This is a genomic window from Enterobacter sp. SCRI0065 (genome assembly GCF_059766475.1).
The window spans coordinates 36,956-59,806 of record NZ_JCBAJB010000005.1; the positions used below are offsets into that span (position 1 = coordinate 36,956).

Genomic DNA, 22,851 nt, shown 5'->3' on the forward strand with positions numbered 1-22,851 from the left:
AATCGTCCAACGATTTTTCGCGTTACTTTGCTCCAAATCGGCAATAGATCTTCTGTTGTACAAAATCTGCGGAAGGGGGAGAAAGGTGGAACTGACGGGGATTTTTGAGACGTTTCAAGGGGAGGCCAGCATTGCTGCTGGCTTATTCTGGGGATGCTATTGAAAGTACAACACTGCTCCGGCGATAACGATTGATATCAATCCTAAAGCAGAGAAAGCGTACTCGACGATAAACCAGTTTTTGAGGTGAGGTGGCAGGTCTCTAATGAATGCAACATCATCATTTGTACTGTCAACTGAGCTTTTACCAAAGATCAAAGGGTTTACGATAAAGTTGATCTTCGCTGCATAACCTGAGCTAAACCCTATAGAATCGGCGTTATCGAAGATAATCGCTCCAGCAGGGAGAGAACCAAATTTTTCTTTATACAGCGTGCAGATCGCGGAGAAACGCTTTTTGTTGAGAAATGAGAGCAATGCGACCGCGATACCACAGCAGAGGCTTAACCCCGCGAATCCGCAGATGATTAGGTCTGATGACAAGTTGGTCATTTGTTGACCCAAAGCCATACACCACCAAGAAGTAGGGCAACAAAACCTACCGCCGAGCATACGAATTCAGCAATAAACCAGTATCTGATTTTTGCTGGTAGCCCTCTGATGAATGCAACATCATCACATTTGCTATACGCAGACTTTTTCCCGTAGATCAACGGATGGATGATGAAGTTTATTTTTGTTGAGTATCCTGCCGTGAAACCGATTACGTCGGCATCTTTTAACACTGCGGCAGCAAGTGGTAAAGAGCCAAACTCCGCTTCGTATAATCGACATACTTCAAGAAAACGCTTTTTGTTTAAAATAGAAATGACCACCATCGTTACGATAGCAACCATCATTACACCTGAAATGGTAAACAGAAAAATATCAGATGCTGAAATGGTCATTTCGTTACCTCATAAACCTTTTCTCCTAATTTTTCTCCGAGTTTTCCCCCTAACTCTCCCCCTCCATAACCAGCGGCTCCAGTGAAGATCACACCGCAGGCTAACATCCCCGCACCAGCAGCTTCTATAGTTAACGCTCCTAAAACAATAGAGCAAACAGCAGCAGAAGTACCACCAGATGCAAGAATACCAGCAGCAACCCCGCCGCCTATCCCCATACTAAAACTACCAACTTCGGTATAAGCAGTTTTCTCGCAGTCACTACCTACGGTACAGGCTTCATAAATTTTATCCAGCCTGTTCACACCATCAAGAGCAATACCGACATAGCCAGCCGTTTTCATCATTTTCACATACTTTGCAGCCCTCTCGATGAAGGTGGCGTAGCCCTCAATGTCAGCCACCCCCGTCTGATTCCAGCGGTGAGTGATAGAACTGGTCGAAAGTCCTAATGCCCGCTTGATGTCCGGGTAGTCCTGCAAGGCGAGTTTGTGACGGGTGAAATCAGTGAGGATACTATCGAGTTCGCTGAAAAGCTGCCGCCTCTCAACGTAGAACTGCTCGCTGATCAGTGATCCACTGGTAATGTACTGATTTTTGTATGCATGTTGGATTTGAGTCAGAACACTTTCGATCTTCTCAAAGTATTTCCCCTCCGCTTCAGCGGCGATTCCAGTAGTCGTACTGGCGCGGGAAGTAAACAGATCAATGGTGTCTTTGTTCTTATGCAGGAAGTTAGCTTCCTGGATTGTCAGCGGTTCTAACGCCGCATCGACTCGCGCTTTCGCGGCTTTCATGTGGGCGATTTGTTCGTCGTCCTGCTTTTCAGGATCAACCAGAAGCATAATCGAACCAGCTTTGTATTTTTCATCCGGGCCGTTCAGCGTAGCGAATAGTTCCTTTGCTCCCGCTGGTGGGGTGCCAGTGAATAGCAGACGTTGCCACGCTTCCGTAGTACCGCCATAAGGGAGAACGGCAAAACCTGCATCTATACCTGTTTTCTTTTTCGCTGCCTGTGCGTGTTGTTCAGTATCGGGTTCTGGCAGAAATGATGATGTTAGCGGTATTGCTGCCATATCTGAATGTTTTGATGAAGAGACAATTTCTTGTTCATAACAGTCAGGAATAGTAGGGATGAACCTGGCCTTACACGGGCAGGAACTGACGCTGTCCAGCGTTCCCGCCAGTCTTCTACCATCGTCCCATATATCAGATGTGCCCCCCAATATTTGATATGTCCCCGGATAATTGCCGCATGACACAAGGTCACCTTCTCGCGCCCCGGCGACACCATACCAACTTAGCGTTTCATCCCCGGTCAGTATCTTCCCTTTGCAGGTAGTCGGATCACCCACCCGTAGGTAAAAACCCATTGCCATAAATCCCTCTATTTTAGATGGATAAAGTTGAGGCGACTATTTTACATACAATTATTTCATGAGCAATAATGGTCGAACTAAAGTGAAATTGTATCAAAGGCTCGTTCACTCTTTCGGATAAGAGGATGTTCAAGAAACCGGGTTCATTATCACTGAGCCCTGGCCCAGATTATCAGCAGTTGGACTTAAACAAATGAAACGTGGAGAAGCATTCCTTTCGAAGTTCATGTATTATATCAGGTCACGTTTATGCGTGTGTCCTAATTGAGACTGTAGTGGCATAGTTAATTTGGCCACCTGAATAGAGGTGATATCATCGCCTCATAGTCAAAACAGGTGACATTATGAACGGACGTAACAGACGTAATTTTAGCCCCGAGTTTCGCCTCGAAGCTGCCCAGCTTGTACTCGATCAGCATTACACCGTTGCAGCCGCTGCTACGGCAATGAATGTCGGCAAATCCACGATGGATAAGTGGGTCCGGCAGTTGAAAGAAGAACGAGGAGGGAAATCACCCGTAGCGTCCCCCATGACACCTGAGCAGATTGAAATACGCGAGCTGAAGAAAAGACTTCAACGCGTTGAAATGGAGAGGGATATATTAAAAAAGGCTACCGCGCTCTTGATGTCAGACTCCCTGAACAGTTCTCATTAGTTGAGAAACTCAGGGCGCGGTTTCCTGTTGCCGTTATGTGCAACGTGTTTGGGGTTCACCGCAGCAGTTATAAATACTGGCGGCAGCCAAAAAAACCTGATGCCACGCGAGTGACATTACTCAGTCTTGTTCGTGAGAGTTATCGCGAAAGTAACGGCTCCGCAGGCGCACGTAATATTGCAGCGATGGTCACGAACAAAGGTGTAAAACTTAGCCGCTGGCGAGCAACAAAACTGATGAAAGAGCTTCGTCTCATCAGCTGTCAGCAGCCAGGTCATCGATATAAAAAGGCGTCTAAGGAACACGTTGAGACCCCCAATTATCTGGAACGCCAGTTTGCTGTAACAGAGCCGAATCAGGTCTGGTGCGGTGATGTGACTTATAGCTGGACGGGTAAACGCTGGGCTTATTTGGCCGTAGTGCTTGATCTGTTTTTCCCGTAAACCAGTTGGCTGGGCTATGTCATTTTTCCCGGATTCTGCATTGACAGTTAAAGCGCTGTCAATGGCCTGGGAAGCGCGAGGAAAGCCGACTAATTTACTGTATCACTCGGATCAAGGCAGCCACTATACCAGCAGGAATTTCAGGCAGTTACTGTGGCGGTATCAGATAAAGCAAAGCCTGAGTCGCCGGGGGAATTGCTGGGATAACAGCCCAATGGAACGGTTCTTCAGAAGCCTGAAAACAGAGTGGGTGCCGGATAATGGTTACGTGAATTTTAGCGAAGCCAGCACGGCAATAACGAATTACATCACAGGGTATTACAGCCAGCTCAGACCTCATCAATATAATGGTGGTTTGACGCCGAATGAATCAGAACGGTTGTTCTGGAAAAACTCTAAAACCGTGGCCAGTTTTGCTTGACCACTACACATCGTAATCAATGCACTCGGTAAGACTCATTCTGGAATAGGGTAGTTTAGTTCGAGTAGGCAGGTTCTCGGCGACCTTTAGAGCTTCCCTTATATGTGGTTTAGATATTTTATCGACGGGAATGTCACCAACAACGTGATAGAGCACGTCAAAGAATCGTTGATTTTCGTTAGCTGTCTGCTTACGCCACTTTTGACCTTTATCCTTTATATAGTCGCTCCATGTATCCAACAATCTAGGACTTTGTGCTGGCTCAATCTCAGCACTTGCTACTGTATCTTGCTCTGCTGACGCTTAGTTAACTGGCGGGACTGCATTTTGTAAAGCTGACCCCATCGAGTCAATGATCTGCTGGTATCGTGTAAGGTCACCAGAATAGAATGCTTCATAAGCCTGTAACATTAGGGCCTGATTCATATCTATCTGGCTGGCGACATGGTGAACCTGATCAAGGTCGGATTCATTAACTGTTAACATCTTCATTCTGAGTGCGGCAGTCATTATCCTGGCGGAAAAATCGTTACCGTTATACATATGTCCCATATGGTAATTGGCGTAGCCTTGCGCCTCGTTTGCAGTGTCTAAGGGCGATAAAGGTTCACCTGTAATCTGTTTGTGATACCTGCCTAATTCTGGTAACCGTTTAGCCTCTTCATGGCCACCTTTAAGCCAATTCAAAAGATATTCATCAAAGTCCTGCTTAGTGGCAGTGCGGTAGCCCTGTATTTTGCATTTGAACTCTTCGAGGCTCATCGTTCCATTCTGCACAAGGGGAATGAAAGGGCGGATCTGGTTCATTATCACTTCTGCTTACTTTCGGCTATCAATACCGAGACTTAAGCGCACAAAACTTGTTGAATCATTTAGTCTAAAGTTAGTGTAGTATGTGCGTCCACGAATCATTGTGTGTGACAGCTTGTGTGACACGTTGTTTGCCATGCTGTGTACCATGAAAGAGTTACAGATCAGTGAGTTAAGTTGAAGTTTTAGCTAACTCGTTATTTTAGAAAGTATACCAGACGCCTGTGAAGGCGACACCTGAAGGATGCTCAATGAGCGAGAAATTACAAAAAGTGCTGGCGCGTGCTGGTCATGGTTCACGTCGTGAAATCGAAACGATTATTGAAGCGGGTCGTGTCAGCGTAGACGGCAAAATTGCCAAGCTGGGCGATCGTGTGGAAGTCGTTGCTGGGATGAAGATCCGTCTTGACGGACATGTCATCTCGGTGAAAGAGTCCGCTGAACAAATTTGCCGCGTGCTGGCCTACTACAAACCGGAAGGTGAGCTATGTACCCGTAGCGACCCTGAAGGCCGTCCTACCGTGTTCGACCGCTTGCCAAAACTGCGCGGAGCGCGCTGGATTGCTGTGGGTCGACTGGACGTGAACACCTGTGGCCTGATGCTCTTCACCACCGACGGTGAACTGGCTAACCGCCTGATGCACCCGAGCCGTGAAGTAGAACGTGAGTACGCTGTTCGTGTATTCGGCGAGATTGATGAAAACAAACTCCGCGATCTGTCGCGCGGCGTTCAGCTTGAAGATGGTCCTGCAGCGTTTAAAACGATTAAGTTTACCGGCGGTGAAGGGATTAACCAGTGGTACAACGTGACGCTGACCGAAGGTCGTAACCGTGAGGTTCGTCGTCTGTGGGAAGCCGTTGGCGTTCAGGTTAGCCGTCTTATTCGTGTGCGTTACGGCGATATCCTGTTGCCTAAAGGGCTGCCGCGTGGCGGCTATACGGAACTGGATCTTACTCAAACCAACTACCTGCGCGAGCTGGTGGAATTGAAAGCAGAAACCACGACCAAAGTCGCGGTTGAAAAAGACCGTCGCCGCGTAAAAGCGAATCAGATTCGTCGTGCGGTGAAACGACACAGCCAGGTGAGCACAGGTCGTCGCTCTGGCAGTCGTAACAACAACGGCTAAAAAAATAAAACCCGGAAATTCCGGGTTTTTTCTTATCTAGTAGTCGATCCCGATTTGAGCTTTAATCCCGGCATCAAAGGCGTGCTTAACGGGGCGAAGTTCACTGACGGTATCCGCATAATCAAGAATATCCCTGTGGCATCCGCGTCCCGTGATGATAGCTGTCTGATGAGAAGGGCGGTTTTTCAGGGCGTCCAGCACCTCTTCCAGTGGAAGATAGTCATACGCGACCATATAGGTAATCTCGTCGAGCAGCACCATGTCGAGCTGCGGATCGGCCAGCATCCGCTTTCCGTGTTCCCACACGGCCAGACAGGCGGCTGTATCACTTTCCCGATTTTGCGTATCCCACGTGAAACCTGTCGCCATCACCTGAAACTCAACGCCGTGCGGCTCCAGTAAATTGCGTTCGCCGTTTGGCCACTCCCCTTTGATAAATTGCACGACGCCCACTTTCTGCCCGTGACCGACTGCGCGAGTGGCGGTACCAAAGGCTGCGGTGGTTTTTCCTTTGCCATTGCCGGTGAACACTATCACAATTCCACGTTCTTCCTGTGCTGCGGCCACGCGGGCATCAACCTGTTCTTTCAGGCGCTGCTGGCGTTGCTGATGACGTTCTTCACTCATTGAGAAATTCCTGGCTTACGGCCCGGTTGGGCATCAAAGGTCATACCGGTTTTGCGGCGACTGTCGTCACCCATCAACCACAGATAAAGCGGCATAATATCCTCAGGCGTTTTGTGTTTTTGAGGATCTTCGCTGGGAAACGCGCTGGCGCGCATATCTGTGCGCGTACCGCCCGGATTGATGCAGTTCACGCGCAGATGGCGGCTTTGATACTCCTCGGCAAGGACCTGCATCATGCCTTCGGTCGCGAATTTGGAAACCGCGTAAGCCCCCCAATTTGCCCGGCCCTGTCGGCCCACGCTTGATGAGGTAAAGACCAGTGAACCCGCATCGGACTGGAGTAATAAAGGAAGCAATGCCTGGGTGAGGAAAAAGGTGCCGTTGATGTTTACCTGCATTACCTGCTGCCAGACTTCAGGATCCTGCTCATCCATTGGGCGCACTTCACCGAGTAAACCGGCATTGTGTAAAACCCCATCGAGACGCGGATAATCAGCGGCGATACGTTGGGCCAACTCGACGCAGGAAGCCTGCGTGCAGGTTAACAAATCGAGCGTATACCATCGGGCGAGAGTGCCGCCCGCCTCTGCGATCTCTTGCGCGACGTCGCGGAGTTTCTCCTCATTTCGCCCCAGCAAAACTACGCTTGCGCCATGCTGTGCGTAGGTCAGAGCGGCAGTACGACCAATACCGTTTGTGGCACCGGTGACCAGAATAATGCGGTTTTGTAGTAAATCTTTTTTCGGTTGATAGTGCACGGTGACTCCTGTGGCGTATTACGCGCCTGGTGCGCCTGCTTTGCGGTTTTATGCCCGAAACAGCGCGAGATTTCAATCAGTCTACAGGAGACTTTGCTGTGAAATTAACAATTTGCAAATATTTCAACCACAATCAGTCATTCCTGAAAGCGGCTCGCATGTGTAATGTCACAAGCGAGACGCCTTGCGAAGGCTGTTGTACACTGGGCATGAAAGATTCGTGGTTAAATCAAGGTGGAACGCGTGGAATTACTTTCTGAATATGGTTTGTTTCTGGCCAAAATTGCGACGGTAGTGATCGCTATTGCAGCGGTCACCATCCTGATCGTGAACCTGACGCAACGAAAGCGTCAGCGTGGCGAGTTACGCATTACTCGCTTAAGCGAGCAATATAAAGAGATGCAGGAAGACATGTCGGTGGCCTTGCTGGATGGGCATCAACAAAAGCTATGGCATAAGTCACAAAAGAAAAAGCTCAAGCTTGAGGCTAAAACGGCAAAAGCAAGAGCCAAAGAAGGGCACCAGGACACCGACAAACCGCGTGTCTACGTGCTGGACTTTAAGGGCAGTATGGATGCGCATGAAGTCTCCTCTTTGCGTGAAGAGGTCACTGCCGTGCTGGCGGTTGCTAAACCACAGGATCAGGTGGTTCTTCGTCTTGAGAGTCCCGGCGGCGTGGTTCACGGTTACGGCCTGGCGTCGTCACAGCTACAGCGCCTGCGTGACAATCACATCCCTTTGACAATTGCCGTGGATAAAGTGGCTGCAAGTGGCGGATATATGATGGCCTGTGTGGCCGACAAAATCGTTGCCGCTCCGTTTGCTATTTTAGGGTCGATTGGTGTGGTTGCGCAGATCCCCAACTTTAACCGTTTCCTGAAAAATAAAGAGATTGATATTGAACTGCATACCGCAGGTCAGTACAAACGCACTCTGACGCTGCTGGGTGAAAATACCGAAGAAGGGCGGCAGAAATTCCGTGAAGATCTGGATGAAACCCATCACCTGTTTAAGGATTTCGTGAAGCGTATGCGTCCTTCACTGGATATTGATAAGGTCGCGACGGGTGAACACTGGTACGGAATTCAGGCTCAGGAGAAAGGTCTGGTAGACGAGGTCGGCACCAGCGACGACCTGTTGCTCGGCCTGATGAAAGGACGCGATCTGGTTGGTGTGCGTTATACACAGCGTAAAAGACTGCTGGACAGGTTTACTAACAGTGCGGCAGAAAGTGCTGACCGTCTTATGCTGCGTTGGCTACAGCGTGGGCAGAAGCCACTTCTCTAAGCGATAGACAAAAACGCGAGGCATCTGCCTCGCGTTTTGCTTTAATCAACTAAGTGATACTTTTCCGAGAGTGCATGCGCGAGATATTTAAACATGTTAAATACCGCGGTGCTTTTAGGCGTCGGGAGGCCTTGTTCATCGAGAAAGTATTCTCCGCTGAACACCAGCACACCGTTGCGTTGTTGCACACCGGTGGCTTCAATGCCCGCTAAGGTGTCGTCATGGTTGCGAATGAGTTTATTCGCTTCAATGAGCAGAGTCTCGCGGTCAATAGGTTGGGTCGTTTGCTGCATAATCCACTCCTTAAACAGTGACATTAGTCTACGCTTGACGTGCTTCGTGGGCAAATTTTCCCTGTTTATCGGGAAGCTACGTTTCAGGGCTAAAGCTGGCGTGATTTGTTTTTGCATGCTAATAAAGTTGCGTAACAGATTTTATCAGGTACAGTGTGCGCTTTCGTCATTCTGGCAACAGAATTGCTTGACATTCGACCGAAAACTCGTCGCATAGTCATTTTGATGCAAGTAAAAATACCCGATAACTCAACTACCTGGGCGCGTTTGTTTTAACGTTCAGTCAGTAATAGGGGTTGATATCCCCTGGCAACGACGCAATATGAAAGGCTTGTCGCCAGCGGAAGGGAAATCAACGTGCGGCGTATTCCTGGAAGAATTAAATTAGGTAAAGGTGAATATGGGTAAAGCTCTCGTCATCGTTGAGTCCCCGGCAAAAGCCAAAACGATCAATAAATATCTGGGTAACGACTATGTGGTCAAATCCAGCGTTGGTCATATCCGCGATTTGCCGACCAGTGGCTCAGCCAGTAAAAAGAGCGCAGACTCTACCTCCACCAAAGGGGCTAAAAAGCCTAAAAAGGATGAACGTAGCGCGCTCGTTAATCGTATGGGTGTCGATCCATGGCACGAGTGGGAAGCACAGTACGAAGTGCTCCCAGGCAAAGAAAAAGTCGTAAACGAGCTGAAGCAGCTCGCAGAAAAAGCCGACCATATCTATCTCGCAACCGACCTTGACCGCGAAGGGGAAGCCATTGCCTGGCACCTGCGGGAAATTATCGGTGGCGATGAAACACGTTACAGCCGTGTCGTGTTTAACGAGATTACAAAGAATGCGATTCGCCAGGCTTTCGAAAAGCCGGGTGAACTGAATATTGACCGTGTTAATGCTCAACAGGCGCGTCGTTTTATGGACCGCGTTGTGGGTTACATGGTTTCTCCGCTGCTGTGGAAGAAAATTGCCCGCGGTCTTTCCGCTGGACGTGTACAGTCGGTAGCGGTGCGTTTGGTTGTCGAACGTGAACGTGAGATCAAAGCGTTTGTGCCAGAAGAGTTCTGGGAAATTGACGCTAACGTGACCACGCCAGGCGGCGATGCTCTGCCGCTTCAGGTGACGCACGAGAACGAAAAACCGTTCCGTCCCGTTAGCCGCGATCAGACGATGGCTGCGGTGGCTTTGCTTGAGAAGGCCCGTTATCAGGTGCTGGATCGCGAAGACAAACCGACCAGCAGTAAGCCTGGCGCGCCATTCATTACGTCAACTCTGCAACAGGCGGCAAGCACGCGTCTGGGCTTTGGCGTGAAGAAAACCATGATGATGGCGCAGCGGCTGTATGAAGCGGGCTATATCACCTATATGCGTACGGACTCAACCAATCTGAGTCAGGACGCGGTGAGCATGGTTCGCGACTACATCAGCGACAATTTCGGTAAGAAGTATTTACCGGAAAATGCCAATCAGTACGCCAGCAAAGAGAACTCTCAGGAAGCGCACGAAGCGATTCGTCCTTCTGATGTTTCCGTCGTGTCAGAATCCTTGGGCGACATGGAAACCGACGCGCAGAAGCTTTATCAGCTGATCTGGCGTCAGTTTGTCGCCTGTCAGATGAACCCAGCGAAGTATGATTCAACGACGCTGACGGTGGGTGCTGGAGACTTCCGCCTGAAAGCGCGTGGACGTATTTTGCGCTTTGACGGCTGGACCAAAGTCATGCCTGCTCTGCGCAAAGGTGATGAAGACCGTATCCTGCCTCCGGTAAACAAAGGCGATGAGCTTGCGTTGACCGAGCTGATGCCAGCTCAGCACTTTACCAAGCCGCCAGCGCGTTTCAGCGAGGCATCACTGGTTAAAGAGCTGGAAAAACGCGGTATCGGTCGTCCTTCTACCTATGCGTCGATTATTTCGACCATTCAGGATCGTGGCTATGTCCGCGCTGAGAACCGTCGTTTTTACGCAGAAAAAATGGGCGAGATCGTGACCGACCGTCTGGAAGGCAACTTCCGCGAGTTGATGAACTACGATTTCACCGCGCAGATGGAAGACCGTCTCGATCAGGTGGCTAATCACCAGGCCGAATGGAAAAAAGTGCTCGATAACTTCTTTAGCGATTTCACGCAGCAGCTTGAAAAAGCAGAGAAGGACCCTGAGGAAGGCGGCATGCTGCCTAATCAGATGGTGATGACCAGCATTGACTGTCCAACCTGTAGCCGTCCGATGGGTATTCGTACCGCGACTACTGGCGTATTCCTCGGTTGTTCGGGTTATGCGTTAACGCCGAAAGAGCGCTGCAAAACCACCATTAACCTGGTACCTGAGAACGAAGTCCTCAACGTACTGGAAGGTGACGATGCAGAAACCAACGCCCTGCGCGCGAAGCGTCGTTGCCAGAAATGTGGCACCGCGATGGACAGCTACCTTATCGATCCGAAACGTAAATTGCATGTCTGCGGTAATAACCCGACGTGCGATGGTTACGAGATTGAAGAGGGCGAATTCCGCATTAAAGGCTACGACGGTCCAATCGTAGAGTGCGAGAAATGTGGCTCTGAAATGCACCTGAAGATGGGGCGTTTCGGTAAGTACATGTCTTGTACCAACGACGACTGTAAGAACACGCGTAAGATCCTGCGTAACGGTGAAGTCGCACCGCCGAAGGAAGACCCGGTTCCGCTGCCAGAACTGCCATGCGAGAAGTCTGACGCGTACTTTGTGCTTCGTGACGGTGCCGCAGGTGTCTTCCTTGCCGCGAACACCTTCCCGAAATCGCGAGAAACGCGCGCGCCGCTGGTAGAAGAACTCTACCGCTTCCGCGATCGTCTGCCGGAAAAACTGCGTTATCTGGCAGATGCTCCGCAGCAGGATCCTGAAGGGAACAAAACGGTTGTTCGTTTCAGTCGTAAAACCAAGCAGCAGTATGTTGCAGCGGAAAAAGAAGGTAAGGCGACCGGTTGGTCCGCATTCTTTGTTGAAGGTAAATGGGTTGAAGGCAAGAAATAACCTGTTTTTACCGTAACTTACCTTAAAAGGGCCGGATTTCCGGCCCTTTTTTATACGCCGTTATTATTTTTTGTTCCGTACTATACAGCCAGGATATAAATGATATAGTGGTTATAGTTAACCTATTTCTTATTATTAAATCGTCTTAAGCGATTGCCCGTGTGCGCTCAATCGGATGGTCTGGAATGAAATTACAGCAGCTTCGCTATATCGTTGAGGTGGTCAACCACAACCTTAACGTCTCTTCCACCGCAGAAGGTCTTTATACCTCTCAACCCGGTATCAGTAAGCAGGTTCGTATGCTTGAGGATGAATTGGGTATTCAGATTTTTGCCCGCAGTGGCAAGCATCTGACTCAGGTCACGCCCGCTGGCCAGGAAATCATTCGTATCGCCCGAGAAGTGCTTTCCAAAGTCGACGCTATTAAATCTGTCGCGGGTGAACATACTTGGCCTGATAAAGGTTCTCTGTACATTGCCACGACGCACACTCAGGCTCGCTACGCATTGCCTGGAGTGATCAAAGGTTTTATTGAGCGCTATCCACGCGTATCGCTGCATATGCATCAGGGTTCTCCAACCCAGATTGCAGAGGCCGTATCAAAAGGGAACGCGGATTTTGCGATTGCGACGGAAGCGCTGCATCTCTATGACGATCTGGTGATGTTGCCTTGCTACCATTGGAATCGTTCCATCGTCGTGACGCCGGATCACCCGCTGGCAGGGAAGGGATCGGTGACGATTGAAGAGCTGGCGCAATATCCGCTGGTCACTTACACCTTTGGCTTTACGGGGCGCTCCGAACTGGATACCGCTTTTAACCGCGCCGGGTTGACGCCGCGTATCGTGTTCACGGCCACTGATGCCGACGTGATTAAAACCTATGTACGCCTTGGACTGGGCGTCGGTGTTATCGCCAGTATGGCGGTTGATCCGGTATCAGACCCCGATCTGGTGCGTCTGGATGCTCACGACGTCTTTAGCCACAGCACGACTAAAATTGGCTTTCGCCGTAGCACCTTCCTTCGCAGCTATATGTATGATTTCATACAACGCTTCGCACCGCATTTAACTCGTGACGTGGTCGACACTGCCGTTGCTTTGCGATCAAATGAAGATATTGAAGCGATGTTTGAAGACATTAAGCTTCCTGAAAAATAATCACACCCGGTATCTTTCCATCAGGAAAGATACCGAAATAATGGCTTAAAGCTAAATTAGAATTATCATCATCTCGGTTCTTCCTCTCATATAACCTGATAAACGTTGCAACTTTATTGGAAAAGTGTCGCGAATTTGCGACAAAAGTAGAAAGTAAATTCCCGCTTCGCAAATTCCTCGTATCAATTATTTATTTCAGGTCAAAAGATTAAATATTTCCCTGGAAAACGTTCGTAAATTCACTGGCTTTTCGACTAAAGTTTCTTTAGGATTTATCTCAACTCATGATTACTTGTACCGATTGTTTGGTATCGAAATGATAAGCGAAGTCGATTGTATGAGGTTAGCAATGCCGTCAGGAAGTGAAGAACCGCAGAGGAACCCAGCGCTTAAGCGTAAAGCCTGGCTGGCGGTGTTTCTTGGCTCAGCCCTGTTCTGGGTGGTTGTGGCATTACTGGTCTGGAAATATTGGGGGTGAATATGGCAGTTCAGATGCGTATTGAACCAGTAAAAAAAATGTGTCAACCAGGTGACAGCAGCGCTAAGGCTCGTAAAGAGCCCGAAACCAGTGTGCCAGCCTCATGGAAGCTGTCTGCACAGCAGCAGGCCTTTATTGATATCTTCGCAGAAGACGAACCCAAAAAACAATAATTCGCATTATGGTTATTTTGCTAAATATCAGCTAATAGCCCATGCGCTTTTGTACTCTTTAATAAATACACATCAGCAATAAAGAGCGGGCGAATGCCCAGGCCAACCCTATAAATAAAATGTCTGGTGTCACGATGATGAATACCCTACAGAACGTTAAATATTGGTCATGGATAGGTGCTTTTACGGTATCCATCCTGTTCTGGTGTCAGCTTATCTGGCTGACTATCCACTAAAAGAAAACCTCGCTTCGGCGAGGTTTTTTGTCCCCGCACTTCCTGCATCCTTTCAGCGGATTTATCCATTTGGGTTGTTATCAAAACGTTACGACATCTTTGTGTTATCTTTAATTACAGCCCCGATGATTGTCGGGGTATCCCTGTAATTAAGGAGGAGCTTATGTCGTTAACCCTACGCGAAGCCAGTAAGGATACGTTGCAGGCAGAGAATAAAACTTATCATTACTATAGCTTGCCGCTGGCCGCCAGAACGCTCGGAGACATTTCGCGGTTACCCAAGTCGCTGAAAGTATTACTGGAAAACCTCTTACGCTGGCAGGACGACGAGTCCGTGACTGCCGATGATATCCATGCCCTGGCGGGGTGGTTGCAAAACGCTCATGCCGATCGGGAAATCGCGTACCGTCCAGCCAGAGTGCTTATGCAGGACTTCACCGGCGTGCCCGCCGTCGTCGATCTGGCGGCAATGCGCGAAGCCGTTAAGCGTCTCGGCGGAGACACCGCCAAAGTAAACCCACTTTCTCCTGTTGACCTCGTCATCGACCACTCTGTTACCGTTGACCATTTCGGCGATGACGACGCTTTCGAAGAAAACGTACGCCTGGAAATGGAACGTAACCATGAGCGCTACGTCTTTTTGAAATGGGGCCAGCAGGCGTTTAGTCGATTCAGCGTGGTCCCACCAGGCACCGGGATTTGCCATCAGGTTAACCTGGAATATCTGGGAAAAGCGGTCTGGAGCGAACTGCAGGACAAAGAATGGGTAGCCTATCCCGATACGCTGGTCGGTACCGATTCTCATACCACCATGATCAACGGCCTTGGCGTCCTGGGGTGGGGCGTTGGCGGAATTGAAGCCGAAGCGGCCATGCTCGGTCAACCGGTTTCGATGCTAATACCCGATGTTGTCGGATTCAAACTCATCGGCAAATTAGCGGAAGGCATCACTGCCACCGATTTAGTGCTGACCGTCACGCAAATGCTGCGTAAGCACGGCGTTGTCGGCAAGTTTGTCGAGTTCTACGGTGACGGGTTAGATTCGCTGCCGCTGGCCGATCGGGCGACTATCGCCAACATGGCGCCTGAATACGGCGCCACCTGCGGCTTCTTCCCTATTGATGGCGTCACGCTGGACTATATGCGTTTAAGCGGGCGAAGCGATGAGCAGGTCGAGCTGGTAGAAACTTACGCCAGGGCGCAGGGTATGTGGCGTAACACCGGTGATGAGCCTGTGTTTACCAGCACGCTGGAACTGAATATGGGCGATGTTGAAGCAAGTCTTGCGGGGCCGAAACGTCCGCAGGATCGCGTTTCCCTTAATGACGTGCCAAAAGCTTTTGCCGCCAGCAATGAACTTGAGCTGAATGCGACTCAGAAGGACCGTCGTCCGGTTGATTATGTTATGAACGGGCATCAGTACCAGTTACCCGATGGCGCGGTGGTTATTGCGGCCATCACATCGTGTACTAATACCTCAAACCCGAGCGTGCTCATGGCCGCTGGATTACTGGCGAAAAAAGCCGTTACGTTAGGGCTCAAGCGTCAGCCGTGGGTGAAAGCCTCGCTGGCACCGGGCTCGAAAGTCGTCTCTGATTACCTGGCCAAAGCGCGATTAACGCCGTATCTCGATGAACTGGGCTTTAATCTGGTGGGCTATGGCTGCACAACCTGTATTGGTAATTCTGGTCCGCTTCCGGACCCTATTGAAGTGGCCATCAAGCAGGGCGATCTCACCGTAGGTGCAGTGCTGTCGGGAAACCGAAACTTTGAAGGACGTATTCATCCGTTGGTAAAAACCAACTGGCTGGCTTCACCGCCGCTGGTGGTAGCCTACGCGTTGGCGGGCAATATGAATATTAACCTGGCGAGTGACCCTCTCGGACACGATCGCAAAGGTGACCCTGTTTATCTGAAAGATATCTGGCCTTCGGCTCAGGAGATTGCCCTTGCGGTAGAACAGGTTTCTACTGATATGTTCCGTAAAGAGTATGCCGAAGTGTTTGAAGGAACGCCGGAGTGGAAGACGATAGAGGTTGCGCGCTCCGACACCTACGGCTGGCAGGAGGATTCGACGTACATTCGTCTGTCACCGTTCTTTGACGATATGGAGGCTCAGCCTAAACCGCTGGAAGATATTCACGGAGCAAGGATCCTCGCTATTTTGGGTGATTCCGTGACTACCGACCACATCTCTCCTGCAGGTAGCATTAAAGCCGATAGTCCGGCAGGACGTTATCTGCAAAACCGTGGCGTGGAGCGTCGGGATTTCAACTCTTACGGTTCACGCCGTGGTAATCATGAAGTCATGATGCGCGGAACGTTTGCGAATATCCGTATTCGAAACGAAATGGTTCCAGGCGTGGAAGGGGGAATGACGCGACATCTGCCGAATAGTGACGTGTTATCGATTTACGATGCGGCAATGAAGTATCAGCAAGAAGGCACGCCGCTGGCTGTGATTGCTGGTAAAGAATACGGTTCTGGTTCCAGTCGCGACTGGGCTGCTAAGGGGCCGCGTTTACTGGGCGTTCGCGTGGTGATCTCCGAGTCGTTTGAACGAATTCACCGTTCAAACCTGATTGGGATGGGTATCTTGCCTCTTGAGTTTCCGCAGGACGTGACGCGTAAAACGTTGGGGCTGACGGGAGAGGAGCGGATTGATATCAGCGATTTGCAGAATCTCAAGCCAGGCGCAACGGTGCCGGTACAGCTCACGCGGGCAGACGGTAAACAGGAAGTAATCCAGTGCCGCTGTCGAATTGATACGGCTACTGAACTGACCTACTACCAGAACGATGGCATATTGCACTATGTGATACGTAATATGTTGAACTAACTGAGGTGACCCGGCAGACATTGTGCTGCCGGGTATTTCAAGCTACTCGCTTAGAAGGTGGCCCATCTTCGCGGCTTTGGTATCGAGATAATGTTCGTTTTTCGGATTACGCCCCACGATCAGCGGAACGCGCTCAACGATGTTGATGCCGGCTTCTGTCAGAATTTCAACTTTGCGTGGGTTGTTAGTCAGCAAGCGAACTTCATCAACGCCCAGCAGTTTGAACATATCGGCGCACAGCGTGAAATCACGTTCATCGGCGGCAAAACCTAACTGGTGGTTGGCTTCGACGGTGTCATAACCCTGATCCTGCAACGCATAGGCGCGGATTTTATTCAGTAGACCGATATTACGGCCTTCCTGACGGTGATAGAGCAGGATCCCACGGCCTTCTTCTGCAATATGAGAAAGCGCAGCCTCAAGCTGGAAACCGCAGTCGCAACGCAGGCTGAATAACGCATCACCTGTAAGACACTCTGAATGGACACGCGCCAGTACCGGTGTTTGCCCCGTAATATCGCCAAAAACCAACGCGACATGGTCTTGCCCGGTTGCCACTTCTTCAAAACCCACCATCAGGAAATCGCCCCATGGGGTTGGCAGATTGGCTTCTGCCACACGTTTAAGCTGCATGTGATTCTCCAGAGTATGCTGACACGCTTCGTGCCAGTCGCCCTTCGGCTTTAGTATCCGCCTATTTTGCCACAAGCAGCCAGCGTTCACCTAGTTGCCGCCATGCTATACGCGCGTTAAACGCACAATCCGACATTTTCACCCATTTGGCAAATTTCGGTTATGATTGCTGAGCTTAGCGAAAAAGGAGAGAACATGCTTTCAATTGCCCGTCGTACTGCAGCAGGTGCCGCCCTCTTGCTGATTATGCCCATGGCCGTATGGATTTCTGGCTGGGCCTGGCAGCCGGGGCAAAATGTACTGTGGCTGAAAACGTTGTACTGGATAACGGAAACGGTCACTCAGCCCTGGGGCATTATCACCCACGGCATTCTCTGCGCCTGGTTCATGTGGTGTCTGCGTTTTCGCTGGCGTCCGGCTCTGATGCTTTTTGTTATTCTCGGCTGCGCCATTATGGCCGGGCAAGGTATAAAGTCGTGGGTGAAAGATAATGTTCAGGAACCGCGCCCATTCGTCGTCTGGCTTGAAAATACGCATCATATTCCGGTAGATACCTTCTACAATTTAAAGCGTAAAGATCGCGGTCATCTGGTCAAAGAGCAGTTGGCAGAAGAACAGGCCATTCCCACGTTTCTACGCAAGCATTGGCAAAAAGAGACCGGTTTTGCTTTCCCTTCCGGTCACACAATGTTTGCCGCGAGCTGGGCGTTGTTAGGCGTAGGGTTGTTATGGCCGCGCCGTCGGACGGTCACTATTGCCGTCCTGCTGGTATGGGCCTCGGGGGTGATGGGCAGTCGTCTGTTGCTTGGAATGCACTGGCCACGCGATTTGGTGGTGGCTACGTTGATTTCCTTGCTGTTGGTGACCCTTGCCACCTGGCTCGCGCAGCGACTGTGTGGACCACTGACGCCGCCTCCAGAAGAGAAGCAGGAAATCGCTGAAAGACAGCAGGACGATCCCTGACGGTTGATATTGCGCGTTTCGCCCATAGATCCTATGGACGCGCGCAACTATTTCCGTTTCGCGCTCGCCGCTAAAATGGTAGTTTATAAGGCTGATTGCGGCGGGTTGGACACACTTTATTCGCTTGAACCACATAACGGGAAGTCATGTGAAATATTTACTCATTTTCTTACTGGTGTTGGCGATCTTTGTCATTTCGATAACATTAGGTGCGCAAAACGATCAACTGGTGACATTTAATTATCTGTTGGCGCAAGGCGAGTATCGCATCTCGAGCCTGCTTGCCGTCTTATTTGCGGCTGGCTTTGCCATCGGCTGGTTAATTTGTGGTCTGTTCTGGCTTAAAGTTCGTGTTTCTCTTGCGCGCGCCGAACGTAAAATTAAACGTCTTGAAAACCAAATCGCGCCAGTGACTGATGTTCCGGTTAACCCGGGTGTGCCGGTCACAAAGGAATAATCGACTATGCTGGAGTTGTTGTTTCTGCTTTTGCCTGTCGCCGCAGCCTATGGCTGGTATATGGGCCGCAGAAGTGCGCAACAAACAAAACAGGATGAAGCAAATCGCCTGTCTCGCGACTACGTCGCAGGGGTTAACTTCCTTCTGAGCAACCAACAGGATAAAGCGGTAGACCTGTTCCTCGATATGCTTAAAGAGGACACCGGTACCGTTGAGGCGCATCTCACCCTGGGTAACCTGTTCCGTTCTCGCGGCGAGGTTGACCGAGCCATCCGTATCCACCAAACCCTGATGGAAAGCGCGTCGCTCACCTACGATCAGCGACTGCTGGCAGTCCAGCAGCTGGGCCGTGATTACATGGCTGCCGGCCTGTATGACCGTGCTGAGGATATGTTCAGTCAGTTGGTGGATGAAACCGAGTTTCGCGTGAGCGCACTACAGCAGCTTTTGCAAATTTACCAGGCAACCAGCGACTGGCAAAAAGCCATTGATACCGCCGAACGTCTGGTTAAATTGGGCAAAGATAAACAGCGTGGTGAAATTGCCCATTTCTATTGTGAGCTTGCTTTACAGCAGATGGGCAGTGATGACATGGAAAAAGCCATGACGCTGCTGAAAAAGGGGGCTTCTGCCGATCGCAACAGTGCTCGTGTCTCTATCATGATGGGACGTGTGTTCATGGCGAAAGGGGAATTCGCGAAGGCCGTCGAATGCCTGCTGCGCGTTATCGATCAGGACAAAGAACTGGTTAGCGAAACGCTGGAAATGCTGCAAACCTGCTATCAGCAGCTTGGCAAACCCGACGAGTGGGTGACGTTCCTGCGTCGTTGTGTCGAAGAGAATACCGGCGCGACCGCAGAACTGATGCTGGCTGATGTGGTCGAGCAGCATGAAGGTACCGACACCGCTCAGGTGTTTATTACCCGCCAGTTACAGCGACATCCGACGATGCGTGTCTTCCATAAACTAATGGATTACCATCTGAACGATGCAGAAGAAGGGCGCGCAAAAGAGAGCCTGATGGCGCTGCGAGAAATGGTGGGTGAGCAAGCCCGCAGCAAGCCTCGTTATCGTTGCCAAAAGTGTGGATTCACCGCCTATACGCTCTACTGGCATTGCCCATCATGCCGGGCGTGGTCAACGGTCAAACCGATTAGAGGGCTGGACGGGCAATAATCTTTTTAAAACCCCTCATATTAGTTACAACATACTATTGATGTTTTTTACATTCTCATCAGAATCGTGCGATTTGCAGTCGTCCAGGATGAAAATGGTTCCTGTTCATTTTGGATGTGGGCAGGTAGAATGCTCGCCGTTTATCTATCCCGCGCCGCTGCGGCGCCCATAGACGAAAAGGGCTGGTCATGACGTCTGTTGCTTCCTCATCTTCCTCCGTAGTGATTGAATCTCCTGTTGTTGTCGCTCTCGACTACAACAACCGTGACAGCGCACTTGCCTTTGTCGATCGCATCGACCCGCGTGATTGCCGACTCAAAGTGGGCAAAGAAATGTTCACGTTATTTGGACCACAGCTGGTTCGCGATCTTCAGCAGCGTGGCTTCGACGTATTCCTCGACCTGAAATTCCATGATATCCCCAATACCACCGCGCACGCAGTTGCTGCGGCAGCGGACCTTGGTGTGTGGATGGTCAATGTCCATGCATCGGGTGGGGCTCGCATGATGACGGCGGCCCGTGAAGCACTGGTGTCTTACGGAAAAGATGCGCCGTTGCTCATTGCCGTTACCGTACTCACCAGTATGGAAGCAAGCGACCTGCTGGACCTCGGCGTGACGTTGTCACCTGCTGAACACGCGGAGCGTCTCGCGCGACTGACGCAAAACTGTGGTCTGGATGGGGTAGTCTGTTCCGCTCAGGAAGCCGTTCGTTTCAAGGCCGAACTGGGACAACACTTCAAGCTGGTTACGCCGGGTATTCGTCCACAGGGTAGCGACGTTGGCGATCAGCGCCGTATCATGACGCCGGAACAAGCGCTGGCGGCAGGTGTCGACTATATGGTCATTGGTCGGCCTGTAACGCAATCGGCCGACCCCGCGCAAACGCTTAAGGCGATCAATGCCTCGTTGAGAAAGGAGGTGTAATGAAGGATCCGAATAGCCGGTTAGTCTACTCGACGGATAGCGGACGCATCGATGAGCCGAAAGCACAGGCACAGCGTCCTAAAGGTGACGGTATTGTTCGCATTCAGCGCCAGACTAGTGGACGTAAAGGAAAGGGCGTTTGCCTGATTACCGGTATCGACGAAGATGACGTTACGCTCGCAAAGCTTGCTGCCGAACTGAAAAAGAAATGTGGTTGCGGTGGGGCGGTAAAAGAAGGCGTTATCGAAATTCAGGGCGACAACCGCGATTTAATTAAATCATTGCTTGAAGCCAAAGGAATGAAAGTCAAATTAGCGGGTGGATAAAATAATAACAAGCCACGGTAAATCCAAATCTACCGTGGCTTTTTTCTAGGTGCGTAAGTCAGACAATATCGTTCTGAATTGATCAAATAAACCAGTGGTTGATATTAGATATATTATTTACCCACCTGGTGGCCGATGATACCACCAACAGCAGCACCGCCTAACGTACCCAGCGTACTGCCATCAGTTAATACCGCGCCGCCCAGAGCACCCGCACCAGCACCGATGGCGGTGTTACGGTCACGTTTAGACCAGTTTGAACATGCGCTCAGAGACATTGCCAGAGTGACTGCTAAAACTGCTGCGGTTAATTTTTTGCTGGTTAAGATCATAATACTTTCTCCTGAATTATCGATTCACGGAAAGAAGTTCTCCTTAAGTATAGCTAATTTGAATACTCAGGAGCGGTTTTCCGTGAAACCTGTTCGCGCAGGTGTTACAAAATCACGCAGGTGATAGTTACTTCCTGTTATATCGCTAACATTAATTCTAAGTTTTTAGCTTTGAAACAACAGGTAAATAATCTTAAAGGGATGCTCGGAATACTCTCAGATAGGCAGCAAGAGAGCATACGCCCGCTTATGCGGGCATCGGATAGGGGTCAGGCAGGATTTTTGACGATATCCACCAGCAGGCCGTCACGCTGGAGCTGTGCGCGATGTTCATCACTGAGACGTTCATCGGTTATCACGCGGTTGAATCGGGTCACAGGGCCCATCATGTAAGGATGGACGGCGCCGAATTTTGAACTGTCGGTCAGGACAATCGCTTCGCAGCCTTTCTCAAGCACCGCGTTGACCACATCAGAGCGCATCATATCGCGACCCGTGAATCCGGTTTCGGGCTGCCAGCCGTCAATCCCGATGAACGCTTTGCTAAAATGAACCTGCTGTACGTATTGTCGGGTCAGTGGGCCAACCATACTTTCGCTTTTTTTCTGGTAAATCCCGCCAAGCAGAATCACTTCGCACTGGGTTTCCTTCAGCAGATGCGCAATATAGCTGCTCACCGTGATAATCGTGATGTCTTTTTGCTCCGCCAACGTTCGGGCAAGCAGGGCGTTACTACTGCCATTTTCGATAAATACCGTCTCACCGTTATTGACTAACGAGGCGGCGAACTCTGCCAGCTCACGTTTCAGCGCAAAATTAGTCATCATGCGCGTTTCGACGTCTTCACTATCCAAAGGAACGGCGTAACCGTGCGCGCGTCGAAGGTAACTCTGTTTTTCCAGCAGATTAAGATCCTGACGGATAGTCACCTCGGAAACACCGGTGGCTTTGGAGAGGTCGACAACGCTGACGCGTCCTTTGTCGATCACCATCTGCAGAATGATTTGTTGTCGGGAATTCATAGCATCCATATTAAGGCGGCAAGTACCGCTGGTTAAAAATACATCACAATATATTGAGGGGGGTAAATTACACTTCCCACGGCGCTTTAGGTTGGGCTGGATCTGGCGTATTTCCTGCACCAGTCTGGTCCAATAATTCGGTTTTTAAAATCTCAAGATTACGGATAGCAGAGTGATAATCGCCAGCCACCAGGATATCCAGCACGGTATCAATACGTTGCGCTACTGTCTGCGCGTCAATCTCAGCCATCATGTCACCCTTAATGCGAAAAGTTAATTATTTCAATGATGCAGAAATTGCCAACAAAAGAGAAGGGAAAAAATGCGCTAACGAAATTACATAAATGAAAGTAATAATTTTAACCCTTCATACACTGAGGAGTT

At 50.2% G+C, this 22,851-nt stretch carries 24 protein-coding genes and 1 pseudogene; 14 read left to right on the plus strand and 11 right to left on the minus strand.

Annotation, left to right across the window (positions count from 1 at the left end; translation table 11 throughout):
• Positions 1-156: 156 nt before the first annotated feature.
• From AC6EMZ_RS14820 to AC6EMZ_RS14830, 3 genes are read right to left on the minus strand one after another with little or no spacing between them, the layout of a single operon-like run.
• On the minus strand, positions 157-570 hold the full coding sequence (locus AC6EMZ_RS14820; protein WP_498403332.1) for a hypothetical protein: 414 nt from the start codon (positions 568-570) through the stop codon (positions 157-159).
• Positions 549-947, minus strand: a complete 399-nt coding sequence (locus AC6EMZ_RS14825) for a hypothetical protein (protein WP_498403333.1) — start codon at positions 945-947, stop codon at positions 549-551. The genes AC6EMZ_RS14820 and AC6EMZ_RS14825 overlap by 22 nt, the downstream gene beginning before the upstream one ends.
• Positions 944-2,326, minus strand: a complete 1,383-nt coding sequence (locus AC6EMZ_RS14830) for a PAAR domain-containing protein (protein WP_498403334.1) — start codon at positions 2,324-2,326, stop codon at positions 944-946. Before AC6EMZ_RS14830 ends, AC6EMZ_RS14825 begins: the two co-directional genes overlap by 4 nt.
• A 344-nt stretch (positions 2,327-2,670) precedes the next feature.
• Here AC6EMZ_RS14830 and AC6EMZ_RS14835 point away from each other — a divergent pair.
• Positions 2,671-3,846: pseudogene (locus tag AC6EMZ_RS14835) on the plus strand (IS3 family transposase).
• Positions 3,847-4,149: 303 nt separating this feature from the next.
• On the opposite strand, the gene AC6EMZ_RS14840 reads toward AC6EMZ_RS14835, so the two are convergent.
• Positions 4,150-4,653 (minus strand): hypothetical protein, encoded by a 504-nt coding sequence (locus AC6EMZ_RS14840; protein ID WP_498403335.1) that lies wholly within the window; start codon positions 4,651-4,653, stop codon positions 4,150-4,152.
• Positions 4,654-4,907: 254 nt separating this feature from the next.
• On the opposite strand from AC6EMZ_RS14840, the gene rluB reads away from it, so the two are divergent.
• Positions 4,908-5,783 (plus strand): 23S rRNA pseudouridine(2605) synthase RluB, encoded by an 876-nt coding sequence (rluB, locus tag AC6EMZ_RS14845; RefSeq protein ID WP_498403336.1) that lies wholly within the window; start codon positions 4,908-4,910, stop codon positions 5,781-5,783.
• A 36-nt stretch (positions 5,784-5,819) separates the two neighbouring features.
• On the opposite strand, the gene cobO is transcribed toward rluB, so the two are convergent.
• Complete coding sequence (gene cobO, locus AC6EMZ_RS14850; protein ID WP_498403337.1) at positions 5,820-6,410, minus strand: cob(I)yrinic acid a,c-diamide adenosyltransferase; 591 nt, start codon at positions 6,408-6,410, stop codon at positions 5,820-5,822.
• Positions 6,407-7,168 (minus strand): YciK family oxidoreductase, encoded by a 762-nt coding sequence (locus AC6EMZ_RS14855; RefSeq protein ID WP_498403339.1) that lies wholly within the window; start codon positions 7,166-7,168, stop codon positions 6,407-6,409. Before AC6EMZ_RS14855 ends, cobO begins: the two co-directional genes overlap by 4 nt.
• A 243-nt stretch (positions 7,169-7,411) precedes the next feature.
• Here AC6EMZ_RS14855 and sohB point away from each other — a divergent pair, with 243 nt between their 5' ends.
• Complete coding sequence (sohB, locus tag AC6EMZ_RS14860) at positions 7,412-8,455, plus strand: protease SohB (RefSeq protein WP_498403341.1); 1,044 nt, start codon at positions 7,412-7,414, stop codon at positions 8,453-8,455.
• A gap of 41 nt (positions 8,456-8,496) precedes the next feature.
• Here the strand turns inward: sohB and AC6EMZ_RS14865 are convergent, their stop codons facing one another.
• Positions 8,497-8,748 carry a YciN family protein gene (locus AC6EMZ_RS14865; protein ID WP_498403342.1) on the minus strand — a complete coding sequence of 84 codons (252 nt, stop codon included), beginning with the start codon at positions 8,746-8,748 and terminating at the stop codon, positions 8,497-8,499.
• Between the two features lie 400 nt (positions 8,749-9,148).
• On the opposite strand from AC6EMZ_RS14865, the gene topA reads away from it, so the two are divergent.
• The 6 genes from topA (at position 9,149) to acnA (ending at position 16,632) form a co-directional block, all read left to right on the plus strand.
• Positions 9,149-11,746 (plus strand): type I DNA topoisomerase, encoded by a 2,598-nt coding sequence (gene topA, locus AC6EMZ_RS14870; protein WP_498403343.1) that lies wholly within the window; start codon positions 9,149-9,151, stop codon positions 11,744-11,746.
• Between the two features lie 185 nt (positions 11,747-11,931).
• Positions 11,932-12,906, plus strand: coding sequence for an HTH-type transcriptional regulator CysB (gene cysB / locus AC6EMZ_RS14875; protein ID WP_498403344.1), 975 nt, complete (start codon positions 11,932-11,934; stop codon positions 12,904-12,906).
• A 337-nt stretch (positions 12,907-13,243) separates the two neighbouring features.
• Positions 13,244-13,384: a YmiA family putative membrane protein gene (locus AC6EMZ_RS14880; RefSeq protein WP_498403345.1), complete on the plus strand. Its 141-nt coding sequence runs from the start codon at positions 13,244-13,246 to the stop codon at positions 13,382-13,384.
• A gap of 2 nt (positions 13,385-13,386) precedes the next feature.
• A complete protein-coding gene (locus tag AC6EMZ_RS14885) occupies positions 13,387-13,557 on the plus strand; it encodes a YciX family protein (RefSeq protein ID WP_498403346.1) in 171 nt (56 codons plus the stop codon).
• 137 nt (positions 13,558-13,694) lie between these two features.
• Positions 13,695-13,793: a small membrane protein YmiC gene (gene ymiC / locus AC6EMZ_RS14890; protein ID WP_498403580.1), complete on the plus strand. Its 99-nt coding sequence runs from the start codon at positions 13,695-13,697 to the stop codon at positions 13,791-13,793.
• 163 nt (positions 13,794-13,956) lie between these two features.
• Positions 13,957-16,632 (plus strand): aconitate hydratase AcnA, encoded by a 2,676-nt coding sequence (gene acnA, locus AC6EMZ_RS14895; protein ID WP_498403348.1) that lies wholly within the window; start codon positions 13,957-13,959, stop codon positions 16,630-16,632.
• A 42-nt stretch (positions 16,633-16,674) separates the two neighbouring features.
• On the opposite strand, the gene ribA is transcribed toward acnA, so the two are convergent.
• The gene (ribA, locus tag AC6EMZ_RS14900) at positions 16,675-17,265 is read right to left on the minus strand and encodes a GTP cyclohydrolase II (protein ID WP_498403349.1); all 591 of its coding nucleotides are present in this window, start codon (positions 17,263-17,265) and stop codon (positions 16,675-16,677) included.
• Between the two features lie 195 nt (positions 17,266-17,460).
• On the opposite strand from ribA, the gene pgpB reads away from it, so the two are divergent.
• The 5 genes from pgpB to yciH all read left to right on the plus strand — a co-directional run bounded on the left by pgpB (position 17,461) and on the right by yciH (position 21,113).
• Positions 17,461-18,228 carry a phosphatidylglycerophosphatase B gene (pgpB, locus tag AC6EMZ_RS14905; protein ID WP_498403350.1) on the plus strand — a complete coding sequence of 256 codons (768 nt, stop codon included), beginning with the start codon at positions 17,461-17,463 and terminating at the stop codon, positions 18,226-18,228.
• A 148-nt stretch (positions 18,229-18,376) separates the two neighbouring features.
• Positions 18,377-18,685, plus strand: coding sequence for a LapA family protein (locus tag AC6EMZ_RS14910; RefSeq protein WP_498403351.1), 309 nt, complete (start codon positions 18,377-18,379; stop codon positions 18,683-18,685).
• Positions 18,686-18,691: 6 nt separating this feature from the next.
• Positions 18,692-19,861, plus strand: coding sequence for a lipopolysaccharide assembly protein LapB (lapB, locus tag AC6EMZ_RS14915; RefSeq protein ID WP_498403352.1), 1,170 nt, complete (start codon positions 18,692-18,694; stop codon positions 19,859-19,861).
• A gap of 188 nt (positions 19,862-20,049) precedes the next feature.
• The gene (gene pyrF, locus AC6EMZ_RS14920; RefSeq protein WP_498403353.1) at positions 20,050-20,787 is read left to right on the plus strand and encodes an orotidine-5'-phosphate decarboxylase; all 738 of its coding nucleotides are present in this window, start codon (positions 20,050-20,052) and stop codon (positions 20,785-20,787) included.
• Positions 20,787-21,113 carry a stress response translation initiation inhibitor YciH gene (gene yciH, locus AC6EMZ_RS14925; RefSeq protein WP_498403354.1) on the plus strand — a complete coding sequence of 109 codons (327 nt, stop codon included), beginning with the start codon at positions 20,787-20,789 and terminating at the stop codon, positions 21,111-21,113. The genes pyrF and yciH overlap by 1 nt, the downstream gene beginning before the upstream one ends.
• 113 nt (positions 21,114-21,226) lie before the next feature.
• On the opposite strand, the gene osmB is transcribed toward yciH, so the two are convergent.
• The 3 genes from osmB to AC6EMZ_RS14940 form a co-directional block, all read right to left on the minus strand.
• The gene (osmB, locus tag AC6EMZ_RS14930; RefSeq protein WP_061709010.1) at positions 21,227-21,445 is read right to left on the minus strand and encodes an osmotically-inducible lipoprotein OsmB; all 219 of its coding nucleotides are present in this window, start codon (positions 21,443-21,445) and stop codon (positions 21,227-21,229) included.
• Between the two features lie 269 nt (positions 21,446-21,714).
• Positions 21,715-22,467 (minus strand): DNA-binding transcriptional regulator YciT, encoded by a 753-nt coding sequence (yciT, locus tag AC6EMZ_RS14935; protein ID WP_498403355.1) that lies wholly within the window; start codon positions 22,465-22,467, stop codon positions 21,715-21,717.
• 67 nt (positions 22,468-22,534) lie between these two features.
• Positions 22,535-22,717 carry a YciZ family protein gene (locus AC6EMZ_RS14940; protein WP_498403356.1) on the minus strand — a complete coding sequence of 61 codons (183 nt, stop codon included), beginning with the start codon at positions 22,715-22,717 and terminating at the stop codon, positions 22,535-22,537.
• Positions 22,718-22,851: the final 134 nt, after the last annotated feature.